Source organism: Nitrosomonas marina, assembly GCF_900110145.1.
Taxonomy (GTDB): domain Bacteria; phylum Pseudomonadota; class Gammaproteobacteria; order Burkholderiales; family Nitrosomonadaceae; genus Nitrosomonas; species Nitrosomonas marina.
Window position 1 is genome coordinate 26,231 of record NZ_FOCP01000014.1, and the last position, 20,307, is coordinate 46,537.

16 protein-coding genes are annotated in these 20,307 nt (G+C 47.0%); 3 read left to right on the forward strand and 13 right to left on the reverse strand.

Annotation, left to right across the window (positions count from 1 at the left end):
• Positions 1-22: 22 nt before the first annotated feature.
• From tsf to BMX44_RS10445, 5 genes are all read right to left on the reverse strand, one after another.
• Complete coding sequence (gene tsf, locus BMX44_RS10425; protein WP_090632671.1) at positions 23-907, reverse strand: translation elongation factor Ts; 885 nt, start codon at positions 905-907, stop codon at positions 23-25.
• Between the two features lie 189 nt (positions 908-1,096).
• Complete coding sequence (gene rpsB / locus BMX44_RS10430) at positions 1,097-1,822, reverse strand: 30S ribosomal protein S2 (RefSeq protein ID WP_090632673.1); 726 nt, start codon at positions 1,820-1,822, stop codon at positions 1,097-1,099.
• A gap of 285 nt (positions 1,823-2,107) precedes the next feature.
• Positions 2,108-2,842, reverse strand: coding sequence for a fumarate/nitrate reduction transcriptional regulator Fnr (gene fnr / locus BMX44_RS10435; protein ID WP_177167729.1), 735 nt, complete (start codon positions 2,840-2,842; stop codon positions 2,108-2,110).
• Positions 2,843-3,417: 575 nt separating this feature from the next.
• Positions 3,418-3,726, reverse strand: a complete 309-nt coding sequence (locus BMX44_RS10440; protein WP_090632678.1) for a c-type cytochrome — start codon at positions 3,724-3,726, stop codon at positions 3,418-3,420.
• A gap of 144 nt (positions 3,727-3,870) precedes the next feature.
• The gene (locus BMX44_RS10445; protein ID WP_218143954.1) at positions 3,871-5,541 is read right to left on the reverse strand and encodes a BCCT family transporter; all 1,671 of its coding nucleotides are present in this window, start codon (positions 5,539-5,541) and stop codon (positions 3,871-3,873) included.
• Between the two features lie 297 nt (positions 5,542-5,838).
• Here BMX44_RS10445 and BMX44_RS10450 point away from each other — a divergent pair, with 297 nt between their 5' ends.
• Positions 5,839-6,615, forward strand: a complete 777-nt coding sequence (locus BMX44_RS10450) for a DUF2490 domain-containing protein (protein ID WP_245738904.1) — start codon at positions 5,839-5,841, stop codon at positions 6,613-6,615.
• 269 nt (positions 6,616-6,884) lie between these two features.
• On the opposite strand, the gene BMX44_RS10455 is transcribed toward BMX44_RS10450, so the two are convergent.
• From BMX44_RS10455 to glnA, 8 genes are all read right to left on the reverse strand, one after another.
• Positions 6,885-8,615, reverse strand: a complete 1,731-nt coding sequence (locus BMX44_RS10455) for a TolC family protein (RefSeq protein WP_090632684.1) — start codon at positions 8,613-8,615, stop codon at positions 6,885-6,887.
• Complete coding sequence (locus BMX44_RS10460) at positions 8,612-9,928, reverse strand: HlyD family secretion protein (RefSeq protein WP_090632686.1); 1,317 nt, start codon at positions 9,926-9,928, stop codon at positions 8,612-8,614. The genes BMX44_RS10455 and BMX44_RS10460 overlap by 4 nt, the downstream gene beginning before the upstream one ends.
• Positions 9,928-11,184, reverse strand: coding sequence for an ATP-binding cassette domain-containing protein (locus BMX44_RS10465; RefSeq protein ID WP_090632688.1), 1,257 nt, complete (start codon positions 11,182-11,184; stop codon positions 9,928-9,930). Before BMX44_RS10465 ends, BMX44_RS10460 begins: the two co-directional genes overlap by 1 nt.
• A 143-nt stretch (positions 11,185-11,327) precedes the next feature.
• Entirely contained in the window at positions 11,328-12,092 is a 765-nt protein-coding gene (locus tag BMX44_RS10470; protein WP_090632690.1) for a hypothetical protein, read from the reverse strand.
• A gap of 295 nt (positions 12,093-12,387) precedes the next feature.
• Positions 12,388-13,752 (reverse strand): NAD-dependent succinate-semialdehyde dehydrogenase, encoded by a 1,365-nt coding sequence (locus BMX44_RS10475; protein WP_090632692.1) that lies wholly within the window; start codon positions 13,750-13,752, stop codon positions 12,388-12,390.
• A 173-nt stretch (positions 13,753-13,925) separates the two neighbouring features.
• Positions 13,926-14,378, reverse strand: coding sequence for a DUF4124 domain-containing protein (locus BMX44_RS10480; protein WP_090632695.1), 453 nt, complete (start codon positions 14,376-14,378; stop codon positions 13,926-13,928).
• 22 nt (positions 14,379-14,400) lie between these two features.
• Positions 14,401-14,847, reverse strand: a complete 447-nt coding sequence (locus BMX44_RS10485; RefSeq protein ID WP_090632698.1) for a DUF4124 domain-containing protein — start codon at positions 14,845-14,847, stop codon at positions 14,401-14,403.
• A gap of 243 nt (positions 14,848-15,090) precedes the next feature.
• On the reverse strand, positions 15,091-16,500 hold the full coding sequence (gene glnA / locus BMX44_RS10490; RefSeq protein WP_090632785.1) for a type I glutamate--ammonia ligase: 1,410 nt from the start codon (positions 16,498-16,500) through the stop codon (positions 15,091-15,093).
• A gap of 229 nt (positions 16,501-16,729) precedes the next feature.
• Here glnA and BMX44_RS10495 point away from each other — a divergent pair, with 229 nt between their 5' ends.
• Positions 16,730-18,190, forward strand: coding sequence for an SLC13 family permease (locus BMX44_RS10495; protein WP_090632700.1), 1,461 nt, complete (start codon positions 16,730-16,732; stop codon positions 18,188-18,190).
• A gap of 23 nt (positions 18,191-18,213) precedes the next feature.
• Positions 18,214-20,064: a DNA helicase RecQ gene (gene recQ, locus BMX44_RS10500; protein ID WP_245738905.1), complete on the forward strand. Its 1,851-nt coding sequence runs from the start codon at positions 18,214-18,216 to the stop codon at positions 20,062-20,064.
• Positions 20,065-20,307: the final 243 nt, after the last annotated feature.

Below are 20,307 nucleotides of genomic sequence, written 5' to 3' on the forward strand. Positions count from 1 at the left end.
AATAATGCAGTAGCCATTACGCTTATCTTGCCTGACCCATTTGCGCTTTTACTTCTTCCGCAAAATTCTCGGTTTTCTTTTCGATACCTTCGCCTACTACAAACAATGTAAACGCGTTGACTGTTGCGGATTTTTTTGCAAGCAGTTTTTCAACAGTCTGTTCCGGGTCCTTGACAAAAGGCTGTCCCAGCAAAGTAATCTCAGCCAGATATTTCGCAATACGTCCATCGACCATTTTCTCAATAATATTGTCCGGCTTTCCACTTTCTGCAGCCTGTGCCGCAAAAATCTGACGTTCGTGTGCGAGCACCTCCGGAGAAACCTGGTCTTTGGAAACGCACATGGGTTTGCTGGCAGCAATATGCATTGCAAGGTCTTTACCCAGCGTTTCATCTCCGCCTTGAAAATCGACCATAACGCCAATTTTAGATCCGTGCAAGTAGGACGCCAGACGGCCTTCTGTCGTGTGAAATATACAGCGGCGTATGCTGATATTTTCGCCGAGTTTCATTACTAGTGCTTTACGTGTTGCTTCGACTGTTTCACCTTCAGGCAAAGCTGTTTCACTAAGAGGCTGAACATCGGTTACTTTTTTATCGGTGACTAACTTGGCCAGATCATTGGCAAATTTAATAAAATCTTCGTTTTTGGCAACAAAATCCGTTTCGCAATTGACTTCAACCAGCGCTCCCGATTGATTGTCGGCTGCAATAAAAATACTTACTACACCTTCTGCCGCAACGCGTCCTGCGGCTTTATTCGCCTTGGCGCCGCTCTTGATTCTGAGCAGATCTTCTGCCGCCTTCATGTCACCGTTTGTTTCAGTTAGAGCCTTTTTGCATTCCATCATGCCAAGCCCTGTTAGTTCGCGTAATTCCTTTACCATGCTTGCGGAAATCGCTGACATATTATTTACTCCAGATACAATTTATTTTAAGTATAACTATTTATTACAAATGGGCGTTTTTGATTGTTGGATCTCCTTCATGCAAGCCTTCACATGCGGACAAAACACGTGCAGGCAGAATGGAGCGACAGTCTTTGCTCATTATAATAATAAAATCAATTAATTAATGAGAATAACGGCTTGACCGTTTTACTCAAACGATTCCGCGGCGCTCATTTCTACGATTTCCTGAATTGCCTGATTGCGGCCTTCAAGAATCGCATCTGCCATGCCGCGCGCATATAAACGTATCGCCCGACTGGAATCATCATTGCCCGGAATAATGTAATGCAGGCCTTCGGGATTATGATTCGTATCAACTACACCCACGACCGGTATATCCAGTTTTCTTGCTTCAGTAACCGCACCCTTTTGATAACCGACATCGACAATAAACAGCGCATCCGGCAAACCTTTCATTTCTTTGATACCACCCAGGCTGGCATTCAATTTATCAAGTTCGCGCTGCATATCCAGTGCTTCTTTCTTGATCATTTTGTCCAGTACGCCTTCCTGCACCATCGTTTCCATTTCATGCAGACGCTTAATCGATTGCTTGATTGTCTTGAAATTGGTCAGCATACCGCCCAGCCAGCGCTGGTCAACGTATGGAGAGCCGCACCGGATTGCCTCCTCGCGTATAATGTCGCGGGCCTGGCGCTTGGTTCCGACAAACAGGATCACGCCTTTGTTCGCTGACAGTTGGCGGGCATAATTCATCGACTCTTCGTACTTTTCCAAAGTACGTTCCAGATTGATGATATGAATTTTATTTCGATGACCGAAAATGTAAGGAGCCATCTTGGGATTCCAGAAGCGTGTTTGGTGACCAAAATGAACACCTGCCTCCAGCATTTGACGCATTGTTACTGACATAATTTCTCCTTTAAGGGTTGAGCCGCCATTCACCAAGTGACTTGACAGTTTCCAGAACGGGGCTGAAAGCTGCAAAGCACCCTCATTTAATCAATCAGGTGAATGTGTGTAATAAATACTTCCTTGATAGATGCTGACTTAAACTGTTTTTCAATAAATCCAGAACAATTATAAATCTCCATCACCCGCGCATTATAGCATTTTCAGACCGTCACTCAAGCTGACATAAAAGGAATCTATTGATTTGTAGGGCAACAGAGTCTATTGCATGTCTAGTGAGTTAATTTATGTCAGGCAGGAGGTGTTGCCCATTTTTAATTTCAGGCGATCAAGATCAAGGATTTGAATATGCTTATTATTTACAGTGATTAGGGTCTCATGCTGTAATTTTGAAAAGGCGCGACTGACTGTTTCGAGTTTCAGTCCCAGATAACTCCCGATTTCTTCGCGTGTCATCCGCAAAATAAAACTGGTTTCAGAGTAGCCACGAATCGCAAAACGACGCGACATGTTTAACAGGAACGAGGCCAGACGCTCCTCTGCTTTCATGCTTCCCAGCAGCAGCATGATACTGTGATCGCGAACAATTTCCCGGCTCATGATTTTATGAAAATGGCGCATCAGGGATGGAATTGTTCGGCTGATTTCTTCCAATTTCCCGAACGGAATTTCACACACTTCGCTGTTTTCCAGGGCAATTGCATCACAAGTATGCAAATCGCCGCTGATAGCATCCAGGCCGAGTAACTCGCCGGTCATATGAAATCCTGTTACCTGTTGACGTCCGTCTTCTTCCAGAATGCAGGTTTTAAAAAAACCGCTTTTGATTGCGTACAAAGTCTGAAATTTCGTACTCGTGTGATAGAGATATCCTCCGCGCCGGATTTTTCGTTTATGACTGACGACTTCACCCAGCAAATGCACTTCCTGATCATTGAGGCCAACAGGCAGACACAATTCACGTAGACTGCACGTCGCGCAACTCGAGCGAAGTTGCACGATATCGAAATTTGTCGACAAAAAACCTTCCTGTAACAAAGCGTTAATTTCCGAAGAGTGGCATAACAGACATGAGAGCGCTGGTGCATTTTTTGTATAAAACTGCCGCCAGCATGCTTTCTCGGTATTATCCGTATTACCGGACGTAAAAACAACCGCGCTTATTATGATGTATGCCTGTGTTTGCTTTTTATTTGTTTAATTGATCTAAATCAATATAACCGCCATTTTTCTTTTTTATAATTCTACTGTTTTAATGCGTTGTTGTGTTGATATTCTTGTCGGGCGAGTGGTTTCTTCGCGAGATAGTTTTTCCAAGATCTGACTGAGAAAATATTGTGGCGAATGTGTCGTTGCTGGACACGGTGCTGAAAGTTTGCTCAAGCAGCGTAGCTGCCATCTGGGGAGCGTATTTTGTTGTTATGCTGGCCTCATTAATTCTGGCCATTGACAAGTAAATTCAGGAATTGAGAAATGCGGCCTTTCCCGTGGATTGTTGAAAATGCCTGGCAGATCTTTGCAAGGTAAAGGGCAAGGGTGCTCAATCGCCAAAGGGATGAGAAGTCCTCTGGCGATTATCAATTGCAATAAATATATTATTTCACTTCGCTGTTCGCCAGCAGATAATCAGCCAGGCGGTCTGCCGCATCACCTTGAATATTCTTGAATGCCGGCATTCTCATGCTGCCATTTTGAAACTTGTTTTTCAGCGCATCCTTGCTTGCCACTTTTTCGCTCAGAATCATAGCCACATCACCTTTCAGCGGTTTATGGCATTCCGTACAGGCCGTGCTAAAGATTTGTTCGCCCGATGCATCTGCAGGCGGGGTATAGTCACTCGTGCTGCCGCAACCGATCAGCGCAGCTGCTGCAAAAAACGTTAATACAACAGTTGTTTTTTTCATTATTGGCTCCCTTAAACTTCAAAAAATTAGATAGTGTGAAACAGAATCCGATTGCAGAACAGCATCTTCTGACAGTTAACCCTCCATCATTCAATGCTTTGACAATAACCTTACCGAGTACAGTAATATTTTGTCAAATGAAAATCATTTGGTTGGATCATTGCTTATATGATTTCTGTAAATCAGATCCTTGGCAAGCGCCAGGCACATCAGCAGCATGACCATGGAAAAAGGTAACGCACCCATGATCATGGCTTTTTGCAATGCCTGCAGACTGCCGCCTCCTGATATTAACAGAACTGCGATTACTGTAGACAGAATCAGTCCCCAGATGATTTTATGCTTCAAACCGGCTTGATTGCCGCCACCTGTCATGATGGTGTTCAGGACCAGAATCCCGGAATCGGCAGAGGTGATCAGAAATGTAAGAATCAGCGCAACTGTGAGCATGGAAACAAGTTGCGCAAATCCGCTGAACATGTTTTCAGACAGCAACACGCTTAAAGTCTCAAAAAGCTGCGCTGACATGGGGGCTTCGATGATACGTTTATCAGCCATGCCTGATAGTTCCAGATGAATCGCTGTACCACCCAGCAAAGTAATCCAGACAAAACACATTGCCGCGGGTGCCAGCATCGCGCCAATTATAAATTCACGGATGGTGCGCCCTTTCGAGATTCGTGCAAGGAACAATCCGACAAATGGTGCAAAAGCTATCCACCATGCCCAATATAATATAGTGCCCTGTTCCTGCCACTGGCCGTTTGCGGTGTCCGGTTCAAAGAGTTCGACTGATATGGCCGGCAATGCAAGCAGATAATCGATGCTTGCGCGTCCATAAAGATCCAGTAAAAAGACCAATGGGCCAAAGATCAAAAAAACCAGTAACAACAGACATGACAGGCCCAGATTAATATTGCTGAGCAGCCGAATGCCTCGCCCTATACCTGTCGCAGCTGAAACAATTGACAGAAACATCACCAAAAATAAGGCCATCAGCAGCGCGGGTTTTGTTGCTTGTGGCGTGGTGCTGATCTCGGTTGCCATCATCATCCACTCCACCCCGGTAATTTCATTAAAACCGGCAATCAGCTGTTTGATCCCATAACCGATCGTTACGGCAATACCCAGCAGCGTCGCAATGATGGCTGTGATATCGAGCAAATGACCGATGTAGCCATTGAGACGTTTCCCCAGTAAGGGGACCAGTGTTGAACGTATCGTCAGCGGCAGATGATAACGATGTGCAAAATACCCGAGACAAAGCCCTGTTACAACATAAATTCCCCATGGGTGAAGACCGTAATGTAAAAAAGCATAGCGGAAAGCGAATTGAACGGCTTCGTCACTATGTGGCTCGATATCGCCGCCGATAATTTCAGGGTTTTCTCCAAAATGCCAGAGCGGTTCCGCCGTTGAAAAAACCATTAATCCTATACCCATGCCCGCGCCGAACATCATGGAAAACCACGAGAAATTTGAGAACTCGGGCTGGGCACTCACGTCCCCCAGTTTTTGCCCGGCAATTGACGGTATCATGGTCAATGCAATGCAGAAAAACAGAAATAGTGTAACCACGTAAACGTAATACGCATTAAAACTATTCAGCAGCGAACTGCTCGCGGCATCCAGAACAGACAGTGCTTTGTTTGGAAAAATCGCAGCCCACAAAGCCAGCGCGGAAATCAGCAGTTTGCTGGCAATGGTCATGAATCTGTTAAAACCTTTGTAGAAACCGGATTTGGCTAATTCAATCTGGATTGTTTTATATGGCGAATTAATGACGTTTCCTCCGGGTTTTTGTCGCTGGCGCAATTCTGAAAGTCAGCGCTTTATTCAAAATATGTAGTCAATTGTAGAGTATTAAAAGCCCGAATGGATGAAATCGGCTGCCGCTTTTTTCTTGAGTGTTCTTGACAATTTCTTGACATTTGGTGTGTTATTCTGCGTTTGCACGCACTATGCCAAAAGTGATTTTGGTTCTATAAGACTGATTTTTAATTAGAATTCAGTCAATCTTTTTGTAGTAAATAATATAGCAATGTAATGATGTGTGAACGATTATTGGTTCATAATCGTTCATTTCACACGTGTTTTAATCATAATTAATAAATGATGAACTTTAATAGCTTCAAAAGAAAGGAAAAGGGGATAAATATGCTAAAGAAAATGAATTTTTTGGTGGCTACGCTTGTACTTACACTTGTTTTAAGTAATTCAGTCATCGCGGATGATGTGGTTGAGGATTTTCAAACATGGGGAAATATTACGGCTACGGGTACTTTCTCTGCTATAAATCCAAAATTAAAATGGTGGATGGAAGGACAGGGACGTTTTGGAAATGATACCTCAAGATTTTCTCAAGGTATTATCAGGCCCGGTGTCGGCTATGCATTAAATGACAAGACCAGTGTGTGGTTTGGTTATGCCTGGATTCCCACCAGCAGACCTTTTGCGGCGAGCAGTCCTTTTAATGAGCACAGGATCTGGCAACAACTGCTCTGGAGCGATACGTTTTCATTTGGTACTATCACCAGCCGTACCCGTCTTGAACAACGCTTTTTCGACTTCGATCAGCCCGGCAACACAGCAGATGGTCATGGACATCGTTTCCGTCAATTTCTTAAGCTGACCGTACCAATGCCATCTATCTCTCCTAATTTAAGTCTGGCGATATGGGATGAAATCTTTGTCAACATGAATAATGTGGATACTGGTGCAAAAGCCGGTTTCAATCAAAACCGTATTTTTGGCGGACTTGCATACCGATTTAACAAATTTACAGTTGGGGAGATTGGTTATTTGAATCAATACTTTAACAGACCATCCAGCCCGCGCCCAGATCAGATGCAACATATTCTGGCGGTTAATTTGTTTTTGAATTTTTGATATACAATAATAAATCTGCTCTTTTGTAGTGCCTTGACTGCCAAATCATAGCGTTTGGCACAACACGGTCAGTTTTCATTGTTACTGTTACAGCGAAAACTGATCGTTTTTTTGTTTTATGCGCATTCCTCTGCTGGCGTACCATCGATCAATGCGAACATCAGTTAGCTGTACTTACTACAATCCTTCCTTAACTCTGAATTGAAAAGTGATTACAATTTTGAAACGGATCGTTGGAATAGAATACGGGGTATTTAAACCCGGCTTATTCAGCGAATGGTGGGTGAGGGCAGTTCGAGCGGTTCAAAATCGACACGTGCATAGCCAAGCAGCGTACCCGATGCGAAGGCCAGATCAATCTGGGCTACCTGATAATCCACGATAGCATTTATTTCCCGTATTTGCGCCTGGCCCAGTTCGGTCAGCGCCTCGAGCACTTCCCGCATGGTGCGCATTCCCTGTTGGAACTGGCGCCGCTCCGCATCGTAATTAACACCGGCGACAAGAACGTTCTGGCGTGCTGCCAGCACCCGCTGCCAGTTGCGTTCAATGACGTCAATAGCATCAAGAACCTCCCGGCGCACCATTAACTCGCGCGCCTGTTTCGAAGCCAGCCGCTGAGTACGAATCAGCATCGCTTCGTCCAGTTGGGCGCGTCTGCGTTGATTGGTCAGCGGCATTTCGAATGTGATACCGGCTCTGAAATCCGGGTTGTTAAAATCGCTTAGCGACTCCCATGCAGTCCCAAACGAGTTTCCCCGTTGAAGTGTCCCGTATCGAAAATCCAGATTTGCTATCGGTAGAATCTGGTTTTCACGAAAACCGATCTCGATTCCGTCTCGAACAATTTGAAGTTCCAGTTCAATAAGCTCAAGACGATCTTTAAGTGCACGTTCGACAAGCGCTGCTGCATCGAGATCAAGCCCGGCGAGACGGGGCTTTGCAGTCGCTTCAATCATCGGTTTGCCGCGCAAAGGTAAGTGTTTGCTGTTGAGATGTACTTTAAGATCGCGTTGTCCTAATCGCCAGGCAGTTTCGGCATTGATCAATGCTTCCAGACGCTCATATACACCCAGTTCAGAACGTGTGATTTCGACGCGCGGGCTCAAACCCTGCACAACGCGTTGCCGAACCATTTCAAGATTCTCGAAGGCGATTCGATATTGGTCAGTTCGAACATCAAGGAAACGACGTGCAGCGTATAACCGCCAGTAGGCTTTTTCAGCCCCGGCAAGAACGCGGAGCGCTGCGAGATTTGTGCGAACCTGTGATACCCGTTGTCCAACACGTGCAATACGAATTGAAGCGAAACTGGTCTCAGTGCCGGCATTGCGCAACAGCGGCTGACTGAATGAGAAGCGCGTAGCAGCGAGAACCTGATCAAAACGCTGCGGTTCCTTGATGTCTTTCTGACTTAACAGACCGCCGACTGAGATTGAACCGCCGGTCGGTAATGGAATTTCAAGCCCGATGTCCATATCGATCAGTTCGCGACGCTGGTCGAGCTCAGTTAATTTGACAACCTGACCGTCAAGTGCGGAATTGGCCGAGGTAAAATCAACCAGGGGACCATCGATACGCGGAGTATTGTGATGTCGATAAGCGAATCGCCCGCCGATTAAAGCATCAAAAGCGCCCTCTTCTGCACTGACGCGGGTGCGAGCGATTTCCGGGTCGAGCAATGAAACCTGCAGATCCAGATTGTTGTGCAAGACCATCAGACGCAGATCTTCAATAGATAATGACATGATATCCTGCTCGAATGTTTGTACCAGGTATGGCGGTTCGCTTTTTTTGGTAGGTTGGCGCTGACGAATGTTTTCAAGGCCCTGATCAATGGTCGTTGGCTCTGCAATCAAAACGTCGTCCAGCGATTGCTGCCTAAGTCGTGATACCGCGTCATCGTACGGCAAGTCTAGCTGGCCGGGCCCGCCTGGCATGAGATTGCAGCCTGTTACACCAATCACCAAAAACATTGAAATCCGAATAACGGCACTCATTGCGTCTTCGCTGAGTCAAAGTTTTTCGAGTCAGGTTCGGATAATGCGATTACGGGTGGGAAGCCGTTCAGTTGACGCCAAAGCTCATACCATAGAGCCACTTCGTTAAGCAGCACCCAGCCTTTGGCGCGAACCCCCTGGCGAAGCCACTGCTCGCCGGGCCAGGGTTGGTCATCGGGGTCGGGTACGATGAGGAGCCGGAAGCGGCCATGTCCGCTGTCAGTCGGATCGACGAGAGAAACGATGCCACCAAAAGTCCCGACGGCGACCGATGGCCAGCCGACGAACTGTATTGCAGGCCACCCCTCGAACTGCAGGCGAACTTTGCGTCCAGGTTGAATTAGCGGTGCATCAACACCGCGTACCCACAACTCGACAGCCGGCTGGTGCGCAACCGGAACAATCTGAAGGAGCACCTGGCCCTGCTTAACGATCGAGGATTCAGTGTTGACACGCAGACGAAAAACCCGTCCGTCGCGCGGTGCTGTGACCATCTGCGTCTGCTGTGCACGCAGTTCACCTTCAAGATCGGCGATTTTCGCACGGATTTCAGCAGCCTTGGACGCAGCTTCTTGCATCTTAGCGCGGGCTTCTTCGAGCTTGGCATTGGCAATCTCGCGTTCTTCGCCGAGTTCAGCTATAGCGTTACGCCGCGAAGCCTTGGCAGCTTCAACATCGGCTTTGGTGCTTGCGACTGCAGCTTCCGTTCGTTTGCGTAGCGCCGTTGCTTCAAGTAATTTGATTTCTTCGACAAATTCGGGCGACAGTCGCGCTACCCGCGTCTCCTGTTCTTTTGCAAAATCGCGTTCAGCTTGCGCTGCCCGCAGCCGCTGCCGGGCCGAGCGTAGTTGTTCCTCTGCGATTTCCACCTTGGCTGTGAATGCTCTAACGGCAAGATCGCGGACATTGCCCAGAATTGTCATTTGTGTTTTATAAGTTGAGATATTCTGGGTGGTGTATTGAAGGTCATTACGGGTTGCTTCCAGCTTTGCCTCGAGACGCGTGATCTTTTTTGGATCTATGTCGACGAGATTTAATAACGGATCACCTTTGACAACTGCTTCAGCTTCACCCACGAAAACGTCTATGACTCGTCCGCTAACAGGCGCCTGCACTGCCTGAGGTCGGTCCAGTGGGGTGAATGCCGCAACCCGGCCTGACCCAGAGATATTTTGCTGCCAAGGTGCGAATAATGCGATTGCAGGGGCAATTATGAACAAGCTGAAAAGCGCAATTCCAGCTGGCCGGATCCAACGAGAAAACTCTACGCTGTACAGTGGCGCGAGCGCTCGAGAATCTGTGTAATTACGCATCAATCTGCCCTGTTTGTATGTAACTTACCCGTCTTTCCCTGGAGTGCAGGCGAATCGAGCTGTACAATCTTATCCATCGCCACGACCACATCTGGACGATTGGTGAAAACGAGCAGACTCCAGGGTGATGCCGGGTCGGTCAGTACTGTCATGGCGCGCGAAAGAGAATCGGAATCGATCTGGTCCAGTGCATCGTCGATTACAATAAGCCGCGGACGGCAAACGCAAGCACGCGTCAACATTAGCAGTAGTACAGTAGAGCGCGACAATGGCGCGCCTGTCGAAGATAATGGGGTTCTTAATCCATGAGGAAGTTCTGTGATTTCTTCCAGAATGCCGAATCGGTCCAGCATTCTGCGAATTTGTGTGGCGGTGACATCGGAGCGTCCGAGTCTGATATTGTCAAGAATGGTTCCTTCGACTATTTCCAAATCCTTGACCAGCTCGAGCTGTGAACGAATTGACACATCGGCGATATCTCGAAGATCAACGCCATCAAATAGCACGACGCCGGAATCCGGGTGACGAAGGCCAGTTACAAGTTCTGCCAGTGTACTTTTTCCAGAGCGCCTCGGGCCGGACACTGCGACTTTTGCATTCGGTTCTAGAGACAGCGAAAAATCCTTGATACAGTCATTACCTGACATATACCTGTACGAGACTCGCCGCAGTTCTAAATCGACTCCAGCATTATTCGGAATAAGTGATTCGCCGCTGTCTTCTTCCAGTGGCTGGTCCATCAGTGTAGCAAGCTTGTCAGCTGCAGCTGCAACATCGTAGAACGCCTCAAGACGCTTGCCAAACTTGACAAATGACAGCAGTGCGACAGATACGATCAACTCGGCGGCAACAAGCTGTCCCAGAGTGAGCTGTCCTTCGATTACCAGCCAGCCACCGAGTGTAAGTAACGTGGTTGCGGCCACGGTGTGCAAGATCACCGCACCCCACTGCTGACTAAATACTACTCGAAAGTGGTTGCGTCTCGCGTGGATGTAATTGCCGGAAAGCTCTGCCAGACGAGCGCGTGCAAACTCAGACGCGCCGGCAAGCTTATAGGTAATCGGAATTCGAAGTAATTCTTCCAATGCGCCTGCAACCGCATGTTTTGCGGTAGATTCCGATACAGCGGTCCGGATAGCGCCGCGTCCCATCACAAACAGAATAAAGACGATTGACGAGATCAATAGTACGTCGAACAGCAACAGCAAGGGATGGTAGAATCCAAGCACAAGCAATCCAATGCTTGCCTGCAGCACGATGTCGAGTCCGTCGATCAGCAGCGCCGAACCAGCCTTCTGGATTGTTATTACCTCGAAAAACCGGTTGACGAGTACCGGTCCCTGATTGCGATCTAGCGCTTCGCGACGTACGCGCGGCAGTCGTGCAGATAATTCAGAAACTACACGGACAAATAACCGTCTTTGCAGAATCTCGACGATATAAAACTTGAAAATGCGAATCGCACCTGCGAATGCCAGAAAAAAAACAGTAAAAGGCCAACCACAATTAAAGGCTGCATCAGGCCTCCGAACGCAACGAAATTGACCATGGCCTGGACTGCAATCGGTATGGCCAGTGTGAGTATGCCAAGGCCTATCGCAAACCCGACAACAATCAGAATTTCGGTACGGTCTGGTTCGACAAATTGCCAAAGCCGCGCAAGTGGGTGTTGTTTAGTGGTTGTAGGTGCTGACCCGGCAGTCCATGCCATTGCCTCGATGCTGAATGCCGCCAGTAACCTGCCATCGGACAATTCAAGTTCCCTGATGACATTGATGCGTGGCAGGTGGAGTTCGTGTTGCTGATTGGCGTCGAGCAAATTCACTTTTATTGTCGGTTCATTGCCTCCTCGCATCATCATCAGTTCCCGACCATGTGTCCGTTGAATTACTAACAGGACGGGCCGGCGCACTGAAACGAGACTGACTGCTTCCTCAGGATGGACCAGGATACGATTGATTGTGAGTCCGAGCCGGTGACAGAGTGTTCCAAGGTGCCGGGTAATATTCAGGTCCGTCGATCCATCAAAAAGAGCCGGCGAGAGACTGGCCCTGAGAGCGTTATCGATAGTCGTATCGGGCACTTCGCGTCCTGTTGCTGAAATAAGGCTACGAAAAAAAGCTAGAGCATGGGGAAAATGTTTCAAAGCAGGACGATTGGTCACGTCGGAAATATCTCGTTTGCGGATCGCATGGCATGCGATTCATTAATCAATCATATATATCGAATGATGTGCTAATAGTAGCAGAAAAAATATCCTAAGTTTCTCTGTCTGCGTGGACTATGGCATCGAAATCAGAAGATTATTGTATCGCCATCCAAAACCTGGAAATGATGAGCAATCATCCGGCAGCCGGACAATAAAACGGATATTTTTTATTACTTGGGGAATTTGATGATGATGGCTATGTCTGTTGTAACAGCACCCAATGGAGTACGGGTGCAGATAGAATTCGAAGCTATTTGATCCAGATCGTTTTGACATTCACGAATTCCCGAATGCCATGGTAGGACAGTTCGCGCCCGAAACCGGATTGTTTGATCCCGCCAAATGGCAGACGTGGATCGCTCTTGACGATACCGTTGATAAACGTACAGCCTGCCTGAATCTTATTTGCCACTGCTTCTCCCTGGGTGGTGTTTTTTGTCCAGATACTGGCCCCCAGACCAAATTGGGTCCGGTTGGCTAATGCGGCAGCGTCCTCAACATCACGCACCCGAACGAATGCCGCGACAGGACCAAACAGTTCTTCATCAAATGCAGGCATTCCGGGGCGCACCTGGTCCAGAATTGTTGGTGCATAATAGGCGCCCTGCGTTTTTTTAAAAGTACCGCCCGCAATTAATTTCGCGCCCATGGACAAGCTGCGTTCAACCTGGTTGTGCAGGTCAGCTCGCAGGTCGGTGCGGGCCATCGGGGCGATATCTGTTGCGTCATTTTTGGGGTCGCCATACCGTAGCTGGCCCACCAGATCCTTGAAAGATGAAATGAATTCATCGGCAATTGTTTCAACGATAATGAAACGTTTAGCAGCTATACAGCTTTGCCCCATATTTTGAAATCGGCCAATGACTGCCTGTTTCACTGTGGATGTAATGTCCGCATCTGCGAGTATAATGAAGGGGTCTGAACCGCCGAGCTCAAGTACGCACTTTTTCAGATGATGGCCTGCCACTGCGGCAACTTTGCGTCCCGCGGTCTCACTACCTGTTAAGGTGACCGCAGCGATATACTCGCTTGCAATGACCTGTTCAACCTGAGCAGATGTGATTAATAAACTTCGAAATGTATTTTCAGGAAAACCGGCTTCGCGAAATATCTCTTCCAGCGCCAGTGAACAACGCGGTACATTTGATGCATGCTTCAAAACAACAGTGTTTCCTGCCATCATTGCCGGAGCAGCGGCGCGCAATACTTGCCAGAACGGAAAATTCCAGGGCATTATGCAGAACACAATACCTAAAGGCTGGTATGAAACGTAGCTTCGGTCTGCATCGGATACAACTGGTTCATCAGCCAGAAATGCAGTCGCGTGCTCAGCATAATATTCGCAAGCCAACGCACATTTTTCCACTTCTGATCTGGCTTCTTTCAGTAATTTACCCATTTCCTCTGTGATCAGATGAGCATATTTGTCTCGGGACTGGCGTAGAATCTGGGCAAGCTTGTTGAAACATGCGGATCGTTGACTGAAATCCAGCGCTTTCCATTGAAGCTGAGCTGTTGCGGCACTTTCCAGGATCGATTCAATCGCATCGTCCTGCAGAACAGGAAATGAATGTATTGTTTCGCCAGTCGCGGGATTAATGGAATGAATGGGCATACAGTATCACTACCGTAAACGTAACGATATTCTTACTTTAAATATCAGATGGTGCTGTAATTTACTCAGAAAATCAAATGAAATACTTGATGCCGGTTTGTGAATGTTGATGCGAGGGATAGGAGCATTTCGGCTGCTCAGCCAGTCAGCTAACGAAAAGTGACATTCCGTGCTTAATTAGGGTTCGGCAATTCTTCCAGTTGGCGCTGTAAAGCCTGTAAGTTGGTTTCGCGAAAGCCGATTTCTTTTTTCAATCGATCGACCCGGTCCAGATATCTCTGGTAATTGCGTTCGCTGCCCAGGCGATCTGGCTGGCCATCTTTGTATTCATGTTTAAGCTTGTCAAGCTGATGTGCCTGTTCTGCAATTTGCTGCTCGAGTTCTTGACGTTGACCTTTTAAAACTTTGTTTTCCCGTCTTTTTCTGATTCTGGAGTCTACGCCATCGCTATTTACTGAAGGAACGACAACGAGCGGTGGCAGGTCGATTTTTTCGGCGTCTCTGGATTGAACATTTGAGTAGGTGACATTGCCGTGTTCATCGACTTGCTTGTAAACACCTGAGAAAGATTGTCCGGGATAACTCACTAGCATTATTGCCAGCAGGAAAAAATAACTTGGTTTCATAATCGTTTACCTGATTTATACGCTACAGTTTTGTAAGTTCCTTTTTTAAAGCCTTAATATTATTTTTATGGCGTAACATTTTGCTGCGTAAATGTTGGATTTTTTCTTTTTGCAGCTGAAGCTCTGCATCATTATTCAGCAAAGACAGGTTTTTTCGGGTGTCAGTAAATAACACCATTTCAGTGGCCAGTTCATGTTCGAGAATCTCCCGCCGCTTGAGTTCGCGTTTGCTTTGTATCTGGACGGTGCTGTTGTAAGATTGTTTGGGGGCGTGGAGTACAGTTTTACGGGATGACTGTGGCGACTGCTGCGATGATTGCAGTTTTTCTCCGCCTTTTATCGGACGATTGGTAAATGTAATATTCCCGTCCTGATCAACATATTTGTAAATAGCGGAACCGGCAACCAGCTCTGGTAGACTATACAGGCCCATGCACACCAAAAAAATGACTATACCTGGCTTACTCATAGTATTGTTCAAGAAAACAAATCGAGTTGCGATGAATTGATTAAACAGTCAACAGTTTATCAATTAAGATCACGCGGTAAAGCAAAAAAAAGAACGATAATCTCTTCTTTTTGGTTGTTTTACCCTGTCGGTTCCAGTCAAGCTGGTATCAGCTGCAGGGCTCTTTTGATAAAGCAGATGTCACTGGTTTATTTCCTTTGAACGCGGCTGCGCAGGCTGGCGGGCATCCTCCGCATTGGGAGGCTATAAACTATAGTACATGTCAAATTCGACTGGATGGGTAGTCGTGCGCAACAGCCTGACTTCTTCCATTTTAAGATGTATATATGCATCAATCATGTCGTGCGTAAACACGCCGCCGCGAATCAGAAAATCACGGTCCTGGTCAAGACTTGCCAGCGCTTCGTCGAGCGAAGCGCAGGTATTAGGTACTTTGGCCGCTTCCTCAGGAGGGAGGTCATAGAGGTTTTTGTCCATTGGATCACCTGGATGAATTTTGTTTTGAATACCATCCAGACCGGCCATCATCAGGGCAGTAAAAGCAAGATAGGGATTGGCGGTCGGATCCGGGAAGCGCACTTCAATCCGTCGGCCTTTAGGACTGTTCGAGTGTGGTATGCGGATTGCAGCAGAACGGTTGCTTGCTGAATAAGCCATGTTTACGGGCGCTTCAAACCCGGCAACCAGTCGTTTATAGGAATTTGTTCCCGGATTGGTGATAGCATTGAGCGCTTTGGCGTGTTTCAGAATCCCGCCAATATAAAACAGCGCGGTTTCCGATAATCCTGCGTAACCGTTACCGGAGAACAGGTTTTCGCCATCTTTCCAGATTGATTGGTGTACATGCATACCGGAACCATTGTCTCCCACAATCGGTTTGGGCATAAATGTCGCTGTTTTACCATACGAGTGTGCAACATTATGCACGACGTATTTGAGTAACTGATTCCAGTCGGCGCGTTTTACCAGGCTGTTAAAACGCGTTCCGATTTCGCACTGACCCGCTGTTGCGACTTCATGATGGTGTACTTCAACCGGGATGCCCAGCTGCTCGAGCGTCTGGCACATGGTCGAACGAATGTTCTGCAATGAATCAACCGGTGGAACCGGAAAATATCCTCCCTTGATCGCGGGACGATGACCGATATTGCCACTGTCATATTTGATCACCGAACTCCAAGCTGCTTCTTCGGATTCGATTTTTACCGAGCAGCCGGACATGTCAGTATGCCAGTATACGGAGTCGAAAATGAAAAATTCCGGTTCGGGGCCAAAGTAGGCAACATCCCCAATACCGGTTGATTTGAGATAAATTTCACCACGTTTTGCCAGTGATCGAGGGTCACGGCTATAGCCCTTGCCGTCAGCCGGTTCTACGACATCGCAAGTCATAATCAGTGTGAGATCGTCCATAAACGGATCCAGGTTGGCTGTGTCAGGGTCTGGAATCAGCAGCATATCGGAGGCCTGTATGCTTTTCCACCCCGCTATCGATGAGCCATCAAAAGGAAGGCCATCTTCGAATTTGTCTGCGTCAAAATTATGTGACGGGATAGTGACATGCTGCTCTTTTCCATTGGTATCGGAAAAGCGCAAATCGACAAACTTGACTTTACTGTCTTGAATCAATTTCAAAACATCAGATACAGCCATTATTTTCTCCAGGCAAACATCGTTATAAAAAAATATTAAATCATTGGACAGTATTATACCAAACCGGTTGATGAATCTTTTGATGCCGGTTTGAAACACAGAAAAGATGAGCAGGTTTACTGATTATAGTCGTGAATTTATTTTGAGATAATGCGATTATCTCACATTCGCTTATATAACTATAATGCTAGGCTAACTTCAATATGAATTTTGTGACTCTGAAAAAATAATGCTGCCTTTCACAAAGCCAAAAAAAATCGGCCTGATCGCTGGTGTCGGGCTTTTAGTGTTGACGATCGTATTGCCGGCGCCTGCAGCAATGTCAGAAGCTGCGTGGCGTACCTGTGGAGTGGCTTTGTTGCTGGCACTGTGGTGGTCCACCGAAGTTTTGCCGATTCCGGTAACTTCGCTGCTGCCGATTTTATTGTTTCCCGCACTGGGCATCATGCCCATCGAAGACAGTACCGCGCCCTATGCAGCCCCGGCAATTTTTTTGCTGATGGGCGGGTTTATTATTGCAACCGGCCTGGCTAAATGGAATTTGCATCGCAGGATCGCGTTGAATATTCTGGTGCGCGTAGGAGACAGCCCGGCTGCTCTGATTGCAGGATTTATGAGTACAACCGCGTTGCTGTCGATGTGGATCAGCAATACTGCCAGCACATTAATGATGATTCCGATCGCTTTGTCCCTTGCTGGAGAACTGGTTAAAAACAAAATCGACCAGCATCACAAATTTATCCTCTGCCTGGTCTTAGGAATTGCCTATTCGGCCAGTATCGGCGGACTGGGCACCATCATTGGCACGCCTCCGAACCTGTTCGTAGTCAGTTTTATGAAACAAAATTATGGAATCGATATCAGCTTTGTAGACTGGATGTTTTTTGGCGTTCCTGTTGTTATCATCATGATAGCTGCAGCCTGGTGGGTGTTGACTAGATGGGTTTTCGCTTTCGATATGCAGGATGAACGTATATCACTGTCAGCAGTTTATGATGAACTCAGAAAACTTGGTAAGCTGAGTCAGCCGGAGAAGCGTCTTTCGTATGTGTTTGTTCTGATAGCATCAGCATGGATATTGCGGGTGCCTATACAAGAACAGTTTGGGATTGTGTTGTGGTTGAACGATGCCATGATTGCGGTTGGCGGTGCCGTGCTGTTATTTATTATTCCAGCCGGCCAGGATATGTTGCTGGCCCGGGAAAAGCAAACGGCACTTATGGATTGGGAGAGTGCCAGTCAGATACCCTGGGGTGTGCTGCTGTTATTCGGCGGCGGATTAAGCCTTGCTGCAGCTATCAAGAGTACCGGTCTAGCCGTCTGGATTGGTGATAGCCTGTCAGGGTTGCCGCATCTCGATTTGATACTGATGATGCTGGTACTCGTCACACTGGTTATTTTCTTAACAGAACTGACCAGCAATACTGCCACCACTGCTACGTTGTTACCGATACTGGGCGTTTTGGCTGTTTCCAGCGGTATTGATCCCATGCTATTGTTTGCCCCCACAGCGATGGCTGCAAGCTGTGCCTTTATGCTGCCGGTTGCGACTGCCCCGAATGCAGTCGTGTATTCAACGGGCCAGGTAACAATTGCGCAAATGGCTCGGGCAGGTTTTAAACTTAACCTTATAGCAATTCTTGTGGTGACGGGGTTGTCATATACATTGATTCCGTTGGTATTTGGATAACACTTTCTATTTCGTACAGGTTAATGACGACTCAAAGAGTCGAACACGAGAGTCACGAACTACGTCAATATATGTTGCATGCATTGAATATCCTGAAAGAAGTTTTTGGATATCCGGCATTTCGGGGACAGCAGGCCGATGTTATCGAGCATCTGGTTAACGGAAATGACTGTCTGGTATTGATGCCGACGGGAGGAGGCAAATCGCTTTGCTATCAGATACCCGCGCTAATGCGCAAAGGTGTTGCAATTGTGGTTTCTCCATTGATTTCATTGATGCAGAATCAGGTGGCCGCGCTTAATGAGGTAGGAATCGATGCTGCCGTACTGAACTCGGCGCTTCCTGTAGAAGAAGCGCAAGCCGTCGAACAAAAGTTGCTGGCGGGTGATTACGATTTGCTCTATGTCGCACCGGAACGTCTGCTAACCAGGCGTTTTCTTGACCTGATTGCCAGAATTCAGCTCGCATTGTTTGCGATTGATGAAGCTCATTGCGTTTCGCAGTGGGGACATGATTTTCGTCCCGAGTACCGTCAGTTGAATGTTCTTCACACACGTTTTCCTGATGTGCCGCGTATCGCCCTGACGGCGACGGCTGACGATGTTACTCGCAAAGAAATCATCGAGCGATTGGCGCTGGATGATGCCGAAATCTTTCTGTCCAGTTTTGACCGGCCCAATATCCACTATCAGATAGTTGATAAAGTCAACAGCAAGCAGCAGTTGCTATCGTTTATACGATCCGAGCATTTGCATGATGCGGGTATCGTATATTGTTTGTCGCGAAAAAAAACAGAAGACACCGCTGCATGGCTAAACGCGCATGGCATAAATGCTTTGGCCTACCATGCGGGAATGAGCCCACATCAGCGAGCACTGAATCAGGAAATATTTTTACGTGAAGACAATATTGTCATGGTTGCAACTATAGCTTTTGGTATGGGTATTGATAAACCGGATGCCCGCTTTGTTGCACACATGGATATGCCAAAAAGTATCGAAGGTTATTATCAGGAGACAGGTCGGGCCGGTCGGGATGGGCAAAAAGCCAACGCCTGGATGGCTTATGGGCTGAATGATGTAATCCAGCAACGAAGAATGATCGAAGAATCTGAGGCGCAGACCCAATTCAAGCAGATTGCAACCAAAAAACTGGAAGCTATGCTGGCATTATGTGAAACAACAACCTGTCGTCGCGCTTATTTACTGGACTATTTTGGCGAATCGATTACATTCACGGCTTGCGGTAACTGTGATGTTTGTTTGAATCCCCCGGATTCCTGGGATGCCACTATCGTTGTACAAAAGGCATTATCCTGCGTTTACCGTACCGGGCAACAATTTGGCGCCGGGCATTTAATTGATGTTCTGCGCGGCAATCAAACAATACAGGTTACGCACTGGAAGCATGAATGTATCAGTACATTCGGGATAGGAAAGGATTTGCCGGTTAAAACCTGGCGCGCAATATTCAGGCAATTGATAGCACTTGGTCTGTTAACAACAGACAATGATGGTTATGGCGCCTTATGTCTGACAAATGCGAGTCGTGCTGTTTTGAAAGGTCAGCAAAAAGTTTTTTTGCGTCAACAGCGCGAACATAAAAAATCCCTGCAAAAAAAACAGCCTGTCAATAACATTTCAACCCTCGATCAAAGCGCGCAACAACTTCTGGATCAGTTACGCGACTGGCGTGCCAAAACAGCCCGGGAACATGGGGTGCCCGCATATGTTATTTTTCATGATGCGACATTGAAGGAACTAGTGCGTTTGAGCCCGCAAAACAGGGATGAATTGCTGCGCGTTGCCGGTGTTGGCGCGCATAAGCTGGATAAATACGGTGATCAGCTCATTGAAATTTTGTGTAATACGTGATGCCCAAAAACGGTTTGCATATTCCTTTAACAAGTAATTTTACGAGTAAAATCATAAACAAACATATTTTATTCGATTGGTTGGCTGGATTGTGATTTAAGCGTAAAGCCTTTATAGGCGAAAAAACAACAATTGTGTTGCACAAAAGCAACATTTGGTCTGTTTTTTGCAAGAAAAAGATTTGTTTTTCTTGCAGGAATGCGATGTGTTGTGCAAAATCCATCCATACCTTCCCAGATTGGG

Bases quoted from the DNA above. Each gene is read 5' to 3' on its own strand.
- tsf (WP_090632671.1), bottom strand. From the start codon at position 907: ATGTCAGCGATTTCCGCAAGCATGGTAAAGGAATTACGCGAACTAACA.
- rpsB (WP_090632673.1), bottom strand. From the start codon at position 1,822: ATGTCAGTAACAATGCGTCAAATGCTGGAGGCAGGTGTTCATTTTGGT.
- BMX44_RS10440 (WP_090632678.1), bottom strand. From the start codon at position 3,726: ATGAAAAAAACAACTGTTGTATTAACGTTTTTTGCAGCAGCTGCGCTG.
- BMX44_RS10450 (WP_245738904.1), top strand. From the start codon at position 5,839: ATGATGAACTTTAATAGCTTCAAAAGAAAGGAAAAGGGGATAAATATG.
- BMX44_RS10455 (WP_090632684.1), bottom strand. From the start codon at position 8,615: ATGAGTGCCGTTATTCGGATTTCAATGTTTTTGGTGATTGGTGTAACA.
- BMX44_RS10460 (WP_090632686.1), bottom strand. From the start codon at position 9,928: ATGCGTAATTACACAGATTCTCGAGCGCTCGCGCCACTGTACAGCGTA.
- BMX44_RS10475 (WP_090632692.1), bottom strand. From the start codon at position 13,752: ATGCCCATTCATTCCATTAATCCCGCGACTGGCGAAACAATACATTCA.
- BMX44_RS10480 (WP_090632695.1), bottom strand. From the start codon at position 14,378: ATGAAACCAAGTTATTTTTTCCTGCTGGCAATAATGCTAGTGAGTTAT.
- BMX44_RS10485 (WP_090632698.1), bottom strand. From the start codon at position 14,847: ATGAGTAAGCCAGGTATAGTCATTTTTTTGGTGTGCATGGGCCTGTAT.
- glnA (WP_090632785.1), bottom strand. From the start codon at position 16,500: ATGGCTGTATCTGATGTTTTGAAATTGATTCAAGACAGTAAAGTCAAG.
- BMX44_RS10495 (WP_090632700.1), top strand. From the start codon at position 16,730: ATGCTGCCTTTCACAAAGCCAAAAAAAATCGGCCTGATCGCTGGTGTC.
- recQ (WP_245738905.1), top strand. From the start codon at position 18,214: ATGACGACTCAAAGAGTCGAACACGAGAGTCACGAACTACGTCAATAT.